Genomic DNA, 11,417 nt, shown 5'->3' with positions numbered 1-11,417 from the left:
GGCGAGCAGATCAATGCCTTCTTAACCCACTTAGCGGTGGAGGAGAGGGTGGCGGCGTCCACGCAGAACCAAGCTCTCAGTGCGCTGTTGTTCCTTTACCGAGAAGTTTTGCATCTGGAGCTAGACCTTGACCTAGACGCCGTACGAGCCATGCGCTCAAGCTATTTGCCTACGGTCTTAACCCCTGAGGAGGTCAAGGCTGTCATTGTGCATCTGTCTGGGATCTATCGCTTGGTGGTGCAGGTGCTGTATGGCAGTGGCTCGAGGTTGGCAGGAGCTCAGCAGCTCCGGGTTAAAGATGTGGATTTTGCCCAACGGCAACTGGCGATTCGCAATAGTAAAGGGATGGAGAGCCGGTTAACGATGCTGCCAGAAACCCTAGTGGAACCTTTGCAAGAACACTTGCCCTGGGTCAAGCGACAACATCAGCAGGACTTGGAATAAGGATACGGCTCTGTCTATATTGCCCTTTGCTTTGGAGCGCAAGTATCCCAAGGCAGAGCGGGAGTGGAGCTGGTAAATTGCGAATTGTTACATGTGTAACGGCTCTTAACGAACCCAGTTCCGTTTCTCTGGTAGAACGGGAAACAGGCGCTAGGGAAGAATGCCCATTCCCGGCCCACTTGCTTTTTTGCATTGCACAAGGGAGAGCGACTGCATGTTTACTCTGGTTAAGCCCATCACCCGCCACGTAACCCCTGCTGAGCTGGGGGGGCGCCGACTGATGAAGGTGGTGTACGTGGTGTTGGAGCCGCAGTATCAGAGTGCCCTGACGGCGGCGGTGCAGCGCATCAATGCCCAGAACCCCAAGCTGGCGGTGGAGCTGTCTGGTTACTTGGTGGAGGAGCTGCGGGATCCCGCGGGGTATGAGGCTTTCCGGCGGGATCTGGAGACGGCCAATGTCTTTATCGGCTCCTTGATCTTCATTGAGGACATTGCCCAGAAGGTGGTACAGGCAGTAGAACCCCTGCGGGAGCGGCTGGATGCGGTGGTGGTGTTCCCCTCCATGCCAGAGGTGATGCGCCTTAATAAGCTGGGATCCTTTTCCATGGCGCAACTGGGCCAATCCAAGAGCGCCATTGCCCAGTTCATGCGCAAGCGCCAACAGGGATCCAACTTCCAAGAGGGGATGCTGAAGCTGCTGCAGACGCTGCCCAAGGTGTTGAAGTACCTGCCCTTTGACAAGGCCCAGGATGCCCGCAACTTCATGCTCAGCTTCCAGTACTGGCTGGGCGGATCCCGCGAGAACCTGGAGAACTTTTTGCTGATGCTGGCGGATCGCTACCTGCCGGGGATGCGGGATCAGGTTAAGTTTGCCGAGCCGGTCACCTATTTGGAGATGGGCATTTGGCACCCGCTGGCGCCGCAGATGTTTGCCAGCCTGGCGGAGTATTGGGATTGGTACAACGCCCGCGAGGATCTGCCAGAAGACGTGAAGGATCCCCTGGCCCCCTGTGTGGGGCTGGTGCTGCAGCGCACCCACCTGGTGACGGGGGACGATGCCCACTACGTGGCCATGGTGCAAGAGCTGGAGTCGCGCGGGGCGCGGGTGGTGCCGGTGTTTGCCGGCGGCTTGGACTTTTCCAAGCCGGTGAACGAGTTTTTCTGGAACGAGCAGAAGACGACGCCAATTGTGGATGTGGTGGTGTCGCTGACGGGGTTTGCCCTGGTGGGCGGGCCGGCGCGGCAGGATCACCCCAAAGCCGTGGAGGCGCTGCAACGGCTCAATCGCCCCTACATGGTGGCGCTGCCCTTGGTGTTTCAATCCACAGAGGAATGGGCCACTAGTGACTTGGGCCTGCACCCGGTGCAGGTGGCGCTGCAGATTGCCATCCCTGAGCTGGACGGGGCCATCGATCCCATCATCCTCTCGGGGCGGGACGCGGCCACCGGCAAGGCCCATGCTCTACAGGATCGGATTGAGCTGATCGCGGCGCGGGCCATCAAGTGGGCCAATCTGCGGCGTAAGCCCAAGCTGGAGAAGAAAATTGCCATCACCGTCTTCAGCTTCCCGCCGGACAAGGGCAATGTGGGGACGGCGGCCTACTTAGATGTGTTTGCTTCCATCCACCGCGTCATGCAGGCGCTGGCCCACAACGGCTATGACCTGGGGCCAGAGCTGCCCAAAACGCCGCAGGAGTTGATGGAGGCCATCCTGCACGATGCCCAGGCCCAGTACGCCAGCCCGGAGCTGAACGTGGCTGCCAAGCTGTCGGTGCGGGAATACGAGGCCCTGACGCCCTATGTCAAAGCCATTGAAAAATATTGGGGGCCGGCGCCGGGGCACCTGAACACCGACGGGCAGAATCTGCTCATCTACGGCAAGCACTTTGGCAACGTGTTCATCGGGGTGCAGCCCACTTTTGGCTACGAAGGGGATCCCATGCGGCTGCTCTTTTCCAGGTCGGCCAGCCCCCACCACGGTTTTGCCGCCTACTACACCTATTTGGAGAAAGTTTGGGGAGCCGATGCGGTGCTGCACTTTGGCACCCATGGCTCTTTGGAGTTCATGCCGGGCAAGCAGATCGGCATGTCGGGCGAGTGCTACCCGGATAATTTGATTGGATCCCTGCCCAACTTGTACTACTACGCGGCCAACAACCCCAGCGAGGCCACCATCGCCAAGCGGCGCGGCTACGCCTGCACCATCAGCTACTTGACGCCGCCGGCAGAAAATGCCGGCCTCTACAAGGGGTTGCAGGAGCTGCGGGAGTTGATTGGCTCTTACCAAACCCTGCGGGAGGGGGCACGGGGCATTGCCATTGTCAACGCCATCTGTGACAAGGCGCGCCTGGTCAACCTGGACAAGGACGTGGAGCTGCCGACGGTGGATGCCGGCCAGCTCACCCTGGAAGAACGGGACACGGTGGTGGGCCAGCTCTACGCCAAGCTAATGGAGATCGAGTCGCGGCTGTTGCCCTGTGGGCTGCATGTGATCGGGGCGCCCCCTACCGCAGAGGAAGCCATCGCCACCCTGGTCAGCATCGCCAGCATCGACCGCCCAGAAGAAGGGATCCTTGGCCTGCCGCGCATTATTGCCCAGAGCCTGGGCCGGGATATCGACGAGATCTACCGCAACCGGGATCGGGGGCACCTGGCGGATACGGAGCTGCTGGATCGCATCAACAAGGCCTGCCACAAGGCAGTGGCGGCCCTGGTGCAGGAGCAAACCGACGCCCAGGGGCGGGTCTCCAGGGTAGCTAAGCTCAACTTCTTCAACATGGGGCGGCAGGCGCCCTGGCTGGTGGCCCTCAAGGAGGCGGGCTATCCCCAGGTGGATGCAGAGCTGCTCAAGCCTCTGTTTGAGTTTTTGGAAGAGTGCCTTAAGCAAATTACGGCTGACTACGAGCTGGGATCGCTGCTGCGGGCCTTGGAAGGGGAGTACATCCTGCCGGGGCCGGGCGGGGATCCCATCCGCAACCCCAATGTGTTGCCGACGGGGCGCAACATCCATGCTTTGGATCCCCAGTCCATCCCCACGGCAGCGGCCATCAAGTCGGCGGAGATCGTGGTGGAGCGGCTGCTGGCCCGCGAGTTGAGCGCCAACGGCGGCAGGTACCCGGAAACCATCTCGGTGGTGCTCTGGGGCACGGACAACATCAAGACCTATGGGGAATCGCTAGCCCAGGTGCTGTGTTTGCTGGGGGTGCGTCCCAAGCCGGATGCCCTGGGGCGGGTGAACAAGGTGGAGCTGATCCCTCTGGCGGAGCTGGGGCGGCCCCGCATCGACGTGGTGGTCAACTGCTCGGGGGTGTTCCGGGATCTCTTTGTCAACCAAATGGCTCTCCTCGACCGGGCGGTGAAGCTGGCGGCCTTGGCCGACGAGCCGCTGGAGCTGAACTTTGTGCGCAAGCACGCCCTACAGCAGGCCAAGGAGCTGGGGCTGACGCTGGAGCAGGCAGCAACGCGGGTCTTTTCCAACGCTTCCGGCTCCTACTCGGCCAACATCAACCTGGCGGTGGAAAACAGCTCCTGGGAAGACGAGAGCGAGCTGCGGGAGATGTATCTATCCCGCAAGTCCTTTGCCTTCGGCTCCAATCTGCCCAACCAGCAGATGCGGCAGCTTTTTGAGGCCAGCCTGAAAACGGTGGACGTTACCTTCCAGAATCTGGATTCCTCGGAGATCAGCCTGACGGATGTCAGCCACTACTTCGACTCGGATCCCACCAAGCTGGTGCAGAGCCTGCGCCCGGACGGCAAGGCCCCCTCGGCCTACATGGCGGATACCACCACACCCAACGCCCAGATCCGCACCCTGAGCGAGACGATCCGCCTTGATGCTCGCACCAAGCTGCTCAACCCCAAGTGGTATGAGGGCATGCTCAAGCACGGCTACGAAGGGGTGCGGGAGATCGCCAAGCGGCTGGTGAACACCTCCGGCTGGTCGGCCACGGCAGGCGCGGTGGACAACTGGATCTACGAGGAAACCAACGAGACCTTCATCAAGGACGAGGCGATGCGGCAGCGGCTGATGAACCTCAACCCCCACTCCTTCCGGCGCATCGTCGGATCCCTGTTGGAGGTGCACGGGCGTGGCTACTGGCAGACTTCCCAGGCCAATATTGAGCGCCTGCAGGAGCTGTACCAAGAAGTGGAAGACCGGATCGAGGGGGTGGAATAGGGGCCAAAGGGGATCCCTGCCGATCGTTGGCGCCGTTGCCACTGGAAGAGGGGTGCGGGAGTTCTACCCCAGCAACCCCGACCAGTGCAGGTAGGCTTCCACCAGGGGGGATCCCGCCAAGGCGGCCACGGCACCGCCCAGAGCCAAGTAGGGGCCGAAGGGGATGGGTTTGCCCAGGCGGGCCTTTCCTTTGGTCATGGCCAGCAGGCTGCCCAGCAAGCCAAAGCCGGAACCCAAAAGGAGAGTCACCACGACTCCTTGCCAGCCCAGCCACATGCCGATCAGAGCCAGCAGCTTGCCATCTCCTCCGCCCATGGCCTCCCGCTGCAAAACCCAGCGGGCAACAAAGCCAATGCCCTCCAGCAACCAAATGCCCAATACGGCCCCCGCGATCCCGGCCACCAGCGACAGGCCCATGGCCGCCAGGGATCCGGATCCTTCCAGCCAGGGCAGCGCCAAGCGGGCCAGCAGCCCCGCCACCAAGCCGGAGCGGGTGAGCGCTTCCGGCAGCAAGAACGTGTCCAGATCAACCAGCGCCAGGGCCAGCAGCCAGCCCAACAAGACACAGGTGAGGATCCCGCGGGGGGAAAAACCCAAGATGGCGATGCTGAGGCCAAACAGCCCCAGGGTCAAGGCTTCAACGGCAGGGTAGCGCCAGCTAATCTGCGCACCGCAGTGGCGGCAGCGGCCCCGCAGCAGGAACCAGCCCAGAATGGGGATGTTCTCCGTCGGGCCCAGCGGTGTTTTGCAGTGGGGACAATGGGATCCAGGATAGAGCAGAGAGAGGCCCCGCGGCAGGCGATAGACTACCACATTGAGAAAGCTGCCCACACAGGCTCCTAGCACCAACACCAGCACCCAGCCCAACAGGCGCAGCTCCCAGATGCCGTTCGCGTCGGCGTTGCTCAGCCACATTGCGCAAGCGCTGCGTAGCAGGAGAGAAGGTTGAGCATGGCAACCACTTCAAAAGGGCAGGAGAAGAACGGGAGAGGAGCCCTTCTGCCTCACCGCAGCGGCTCCAACTGCTGCAGCGGAATAAAGGTTTCTTGGGGCAGCAGAATGGGAAACTCAGAAAAGATCAGATCCCCTCTCAGGGTACGGCGGTGGATGACCACACCCCGCGGCGGCTGCTCCAGCACCTCCGGTCGATGCTGGAGATGAAATTGATAGATCTGACGAGCTGCTTGCAGCAACGCGCTGTCCATGTGCGGTTTCCCTACCTTGCGAAGCCCACTATTACCCTAACGATGTTCCCAAAGTCGCTTGGGATCCCTAACGTTCTGTCCGCCCTCTTTGAGCTTTTTTAGAAACGCTTAAGGTTCCTTAAAAGAGCCTTAAAAAGCGAGGATCCCTTGAACCGTTCGCACAAACGGAATGGAGTCTCTACACCTGCTCCTCCCCAAAAGACAAGCTGAGCCAGCCTGGCCCTGGCAAGCCTAAACCCAGGATATCGCCGCCGGGGGGTTATGGGCCATCTCCGCCCACTCAATTCCCAATACTCTTTAGGGAACGGGGGCATGCTTCTGGCAACCATGAAGCATTCTGGAGTTGTCGGCAGCCGGCTTAAGACGGTTTGCCCTCAGGGCTGGGGGAGATCAAGTTTGGGCCCATGCTGTAGGAAGAGCCACGGTAACTGGGTTTGGGGTTAAGCTTGTCTTGGAAGCGGGTGATGATCTGGATGGTGCGCTGCACGTCTGCCGGAAAGATCACCACCAGGTCTCCGGGTTCGGCCTTTTCCAAAGCAGTTTCGATGGCAGTTGCCTCATCCAGGATCTCCTGCAAGCGATCCCCTGCCTTTTCCTGTTCCCAACCCTGCCGGATCAGAGCGGCCACTTCGCCTGGCTCCCGTCCCCGCCGGTCATCATCTTCTTTGACGATGGCTCGGTCGAACATCCGCGCCGCCAGGACTCCCAACTCTCTCAGATCGCTGTTGCGCCGATCCCCGGGGCCGCCAATCACGCCAATCTTCCGCTGACAATCCCAGCGTTCCAGGGTGCTCTGAATGGCCTCGTAGCCTGCCGGGTTGTGGGCGTAGTCCACCAACACCTGGTAGCCGCCCACATCGAACAAGTTGAGCCGACCGGGGGTTTGAGCCACAGAACTGGTAAAGGTGCCCAGTGCCATGCGGATGTCGTCGATGGAAACCCCGTGCAGGAAGGCGGCCAGGGTGGCGGCCAGGGCATTTTGGATCATGAAGCTGGCCTTGCCGGAGAGGGTGAGGGGAATGTTGGTTACATCTTCGATGCGCAGTTTCCAGCCCCGTTTCAAAATCGAGATGTGACCCTCTTCATAAACAGCCGCTGTGCCCCCGGAAGCAATGTGCTTTTGAATGAGGGGATTCTCCGGGTTCATGCTGAAATAGGCCACCGTCGCCTTGACGTTGGCGGCCATGGCGGCCACCAGGCCGTCGTCGGCATTTAAGACGGCGTAGCCCCGCTCGTGTACCGCCTCCACCAAAACCGATTTGACGCGGGCCATGTCTTCCAGGGTTTCGATGTCCCCCAGCCCCAGGTGATCTGAGGTTACGTTGAGCACCACGCCAATGTCGCATTCCGGGAACCCCAAACCCTCCCGCAAGATACCGCCCCGTGCCGTTTCCAGCACCGCCACTTCTACGGTGGGATCCCGCAGTACCAGGCGGGCGCTGTGGGGGCCGGTCATGTCTCCCTTGGCAATTTGATGGTTTTGAATGTAAACGCCGTCGGTGGTGGTAAAGCCGACCCGCTTGCCGATACCTTTGAGGATGTGGGCGATCAGGCGGGTAGTGGTGGTTTTGCCGTTAGTGCCGGTGACGGCCAGGATGGGGATACGGGTGTGGCTGCCGGGGGGAAAGAGCATGTCGATGATGGGCTCGGCCACATTGCGCGGGATCCCTTCGCTGGGGGCCAGGTGCATACGCAAACCCGGAGAGGCGTTCACTTCGACGATGCCGCCGCCGGTTTCGTTGACGGGCTGGGCGATGTCCGGGCAGATGAGGTCGATGCCCGCCACATCCAGGCCGATGATCTGAGCTGCCCGCTCGGCAATAAAGGCATTGTAGGGGTGGATGATATCGGTGCAATCGACGGCAATGCCGCCGGTGCTCAGGTTGGCCGTGGACTTGAGGGTGCAATGCTCTCCTTCGGGCAGCACGGTATCCAGGGTGTAGCCTTTGCTCTCCAGGATGCGCAGGGTCATGTCGTCAACGCTGATCTGGGTCAGCACGTTTTCGTGACCAAACCCCCGCCGCGGATCCCGGTTGACCGCATCGATCAACTCTTGAATGGTGGAGCGGCCATCCCCCACTACATGGGCTGGGATCCGTTTGGCCACGGCCACCAGTTTGTTGTTGATCACCAGCAGGCGGTAGTCATCCCCCACCAGGTGTTGTTCCACCAACACCACATCGGAGTACTGGCTGGCCGCATCGTAGGCGATCTCGGCGGCCTCCAAGCTGGTGATGTTGACGGTGATGCCCTTGCCATGGTTGGCGTTGAGGGGCTTGATCACCACCGGAAAGCCCCCCACATCCTCGATAGTGGCCGCCAACTCGCTGCGACGCCGCACGGTGTAGCCCTTGGGCACCGGGATCCCCATGTCTTGCAGCAGTTCTTTGGTGGCCCGTTTGTCGGCGGCCAGGTCGGCGGCAATGATGCTGGTTTTTTCGGTGGTGGTGGCTTCGATGCGCTTTTGGTAGACTCCGTACCCCAGTTGCACCAGGGATCCCTTGTTAAGGCGGAGATAGGGGATGCCGCGCAGGGCGGCCTCATCCAGCAGAGCTTGGGTGCTGGGACCGAAGCGGACGTTTTCTCGGATCTCTCGCAACTCTTGGATGTCCAGCTCCAGGTCGCGGCGGTAGTCTTCTCCATCCACCAAGGCCTGACAGAGATACACTGCAGCTTTGGCGGCAAAGCGCCCGGCTTCTGCCTCCTGATACTCAAAGACGACGTTGTAGGTGCCGGGGGTGGAGGTTTCGCGGGTGCGGCCAAAATCCACTTTCATGCCGGCCAGGGTCTGCAGTTCCAAAGCCACATGCTCCACCACATGGCCCATGAGGGTACCCTCTTCCACCCGTTGCAAGAATCCCCCATAGCAGCCGCGGGAGCACTGATGTTCCCACAGTCCCGGCAACAAGGTCTGCAACCTTTCTTTAAAACCCGGAATGGTGTTGGTGGGGCGCTCCCGCAGGTCTTCCAGATCGAGCCGCATTTGGATCAGCTTGTGACGACGGATGCTCCAGTAGTTGGGGCCACTGAGAACGCGGATGGATCGAATGCGCATAGGGTTCAAGGAAAACGGTAGAGAGGGGAACAGACGACTGCTGCTTATCTGAGAAGGTTGGCGCGGGGAACTTCCTCGGCATCTGCGAGCCCTACCTGGTGCTGCAAAGCACTTGAACAGCTCGCCACGCGAACAGCCCTAATCTACACTCCCTTTGCCAGGGGCGAGAAAGAGTATCCTTTAATACGATTTTTTGGCAGGCGAGCAAGGTTAAGACAAGGCCATGGATCCCGCCTGAGGGCGACAGTACAGTGGGGGCAAACGTGCCGCGGAAACATGGAAAGAACCTATCTGCTGGGGCTGGGCTGGATCCTGGGCCTGTTGCTGCGGGCCTGGCCGGCGGTGAGCGGCTGGGGCTGGGGGATCCCGCTGGGGCTGGGATTGGTGGGATCCCTGGGGTACCGGCGACGACCGCGTTTGGCCCGCACCTGGCTGGCGATGGGTCTGGTGGGCTGCCTGGCCTGGGCCTACCTGGGCTGGCGGCAGCCGGTTCCCGGCCCGACGGATATTAGCCTGCTGGCCCCACAGCCGCAGATGAGCCTGGTGGGCACCGTTCTTGCGGAGCCCCGTCCCACCCGCAGCGAGCGGCGGCAGTTTTGGCTTGAGGCGGAGCAGGTGTTGGAGGCCAACTCCACCGCTCGCCAGGTGAGCGGCAAGCTCTACGTCACTGCCACCCCTGAAGCTCTCCCAAGCCAGGATCTCCATCCCAACCAGCGGGTGCGCCTGACGGGATCCCTCTACCTTCCCAGTCCAGCCCTGAACCCAGGCAGCTTTGATTTTCAGGTCTATCTGCAGCGGCAGGGGGCTTTTGCGGGGTTCAGCGCTCGCGAGGTGATTCCCCAACCGGGCGGGAGGGGCTGGGGAGGTTGGGTGTTGCGGCGGCGGGTGCGGGAGGCGTTCATTGCCGGGCTGGGGGAGCGGCAGGGGAACCTCTTGGCTTCCCTGGTGCTGGGATCCCGCGCTGCTCAACTGGACTTTGATTTGCAGGATGCCTTTCGAGAAGTTGGCCTGGCCCACGTCCTGGCGGCCTCTGGGTTTCACGTGTCGCTGCTGGTGGGGGTGGTGTTCGTCCTGACGCGGCGGCTGCCGGTGCGCCTGCAGCAAGGGATCCTCCTGGCGGTCTTGGGGATTTACCTCACCTTGACGGGGTTTACGCCTTCGGTGCTGCGGGCGGCGGTAATGGGGGTGGCGGCCATGCTGGTACTGACGGAGCCCAGACTGGAAGGAAAAGTCAGGCTTAACCCCCTGGGGACGCTGCTGGTGGCGGCAGTTTTGCTCTTGATCTACCAGCCCCTGTGGATTACGGACTTGGGGTTTCAGCTTAGCTTTGCCGCCACCTTGGGGCTGCTGGTGGGGACGGCGCCGATCGTGTCCCGGCTGGACTTTTTGCCGCCGGCGGTGGCTACCGCTCTGGCCGTTCCGCTGGCCGCCCAGATCTGGACCCTGCCGCTACAGGTGGTTATCTTTGGCCGCATCCCCACCTACTCGCTGCTGGCCAACCCGCTGCTATTGCTTCTAGTAGTGCCGCTGCTGGTGGCAGGGTTTGGGGCGGCCCTGGTGGCCTTGATCTGGCCGGGGCTGGGATCCCTGCTGGCCCGGCCCTTGACGTTTTTGCTCACGCCTTTGATTAACTGGGTGAGCTGGATGGCCGGCTGGCCCCTAAGCTCCTACTACACCGGCAGGGTCTCGTTGCTGCAGTGCCTGCTCCTCTACGGGGCGCTGGTGGCCCTGACCTTTTGGCCCCGCTGGCGGCGGGCTTTCCGCTGGCAGGGTACTGCTCTGGTTATGGCTGCCATCCTGCTGGGGCCGAGGCTGTGGCCGGGGCCGCCAGTTCAGATCACAGCTTTGGCCAGTGGCCGTATCCCCATCCTGGCCATCCAAGCCGAAGGACGCCATCTCTTACTGAACAGCGGCGATCCCCGCTTGGCCGAGCGCACGGTGCTGCCCTTTTTGCGGCAGCAGGGCCTGCGCCGTCTGGAGGGGGCGGTGGCCATGACCTCTGCCGGCTCGGCCAATGGGGGCTGGGAGATCCTGCTTTCGGCTTTCTCCATCGGGCAGTTCTGGGATGGGGGCGGCGTCAATGCCGCCTCGGACAGCTACCTGCGCTCCCTCAGCGCCGTGCAAGCAGCCGGGATCCCCTATCAAGTCTTGCGGCCTGCGGATTGGATCCCTTTTTCGGAGCGGCTGAAGCTGCAGGCTGTCCACACCAACCCTCTGGTGTTGACCCTGGAGGCGGAGGGATCCCGTTGGCTGCTCTTGGGATCCGCCGGCACCAACGTCCAGGCTGAGCTGACCGGATCCCCCCTGCTGCCGGCCCAGATCGACTGGCTGTGGTGGGATGGGGGATCCGTGATCCTGGACTTGCTGGAGCGCTTTCAGGTGCAGGCGGGCATCAGCTCCGGCCCTGTTGGCGAGGCAGTAGCCACCTGGTTTCGGCAAAAGCAGCGGCCCCTCTACATCGCCGATCGCGTTGGAGCAGTGAGCTGGTCGCGGCGGGGCGTGCAAACCCTGAGGGCGCAACTGGACGGATAGGTGG

The 11,417-nt window shown here is 61.8% G+C and carries 6 protein-coding genes; 3 read left to right on the top strand and 3 right to left on the bottom strand.

What is annotated here, in order from left to right:
• Together NW862_RS12390 and NW862_RS12385 are read left to right on the top strand one after the other, a co-directional pair.
• Nucleotides 1-444: phage integrase N-terminal SAM-like domain-containing protein (locus NW862_RS12390; protein ID WP_414368112.1), on the top strand; the 444-nt coding region annotated here is incomplete at its 5' end.
• Nucleotides 445-658: 214 nt separating this feature from the next.
• On the top strand, nt 659-4,621 hold the full coding sequence (locus tag NW862_RS12385) for a magnesium chelatase subunit H (protein ID WP_414334330.1): 3,963 nt from the start codon (nt 659-661) through the stop codon (nt 4,619-4,621).
• A 63-nt stretch (nt 4,622-4,684) separates the two neighbouring features.
• Here NW862_RS12385 and NW862_RS12380 read toward each other — a convergent pair whose 3' ends face one another.
• The 3 genes from NW862_RS12380 to cphA form a co-directional block, all read right to left on the bottom strand.
• Nucleotides 4,685-5,536 (bottom strand): prepilin peptidase, encoded by an 852-nt coding sequence (locus NW862_RS12380; RefSeq protein WP_414334331.1) that lies wholly within the window; start codon nt 5,534-5,536, stop codon nt 4,685-4,687.
• A gap of 89 nt (nt 5,537-5,625) precedes the next feature.
• Nucleotides 5,626-5,826, bottom strand: a complete 201-nt coding sequence (locus NW862_RS12375; RefSeq protein WP_414330572.1) for a hypothetical protein — start codon at nt 5,824-5,826, stop codon at nt 5,626-5,628.
• A 358-nt stretch (nt 5,827-6,184) separates the two neighbouring features.
• Nucleotides 6,185-8,881, bottom strand: coding sequence for a cyanophycin synthetase (gene cphA, locus NW862_RS12370; RefSeq protein WP_414334332.1), 2,697 nt, complete (start codon nt 8,879-8,881; stop codon nt 6,185-6,187).
• Nucleotides 8,882-9,157: 276 nt separating this feature from the next.
• On the opposite strand from cphA, the gene NW862_RS12365 reads away from it, so the two are divergent.
• The gene (locus NW862_RS12365; RefSeq protein WP_414427229.1) at nt 9,158-11,413 is read left to right on the top strand and encodes a ComEC/Rec2 family competence protein; all 2,256 of its coding nucleotides are present in this window, start codon (nt 9,158-9,160) and stop codon (nt 11,411-11,413) included.
• The last annotated feature ends 4 nt before the right edge of the window (nt 11,414-11,417 follow it).

Source organism: Synechococcus sp. H55.8 (assembly GCF_047462375.1).
Classification (GTDB): domain Bacteria; phylum Cyanobacteriota; class Cyanobacteriia; order Thermostichales; family Thermostichaceae; genus Thermostichus.
This window is presented reverse-complemented; position numbering and strand designations above follow the sequence as displayed.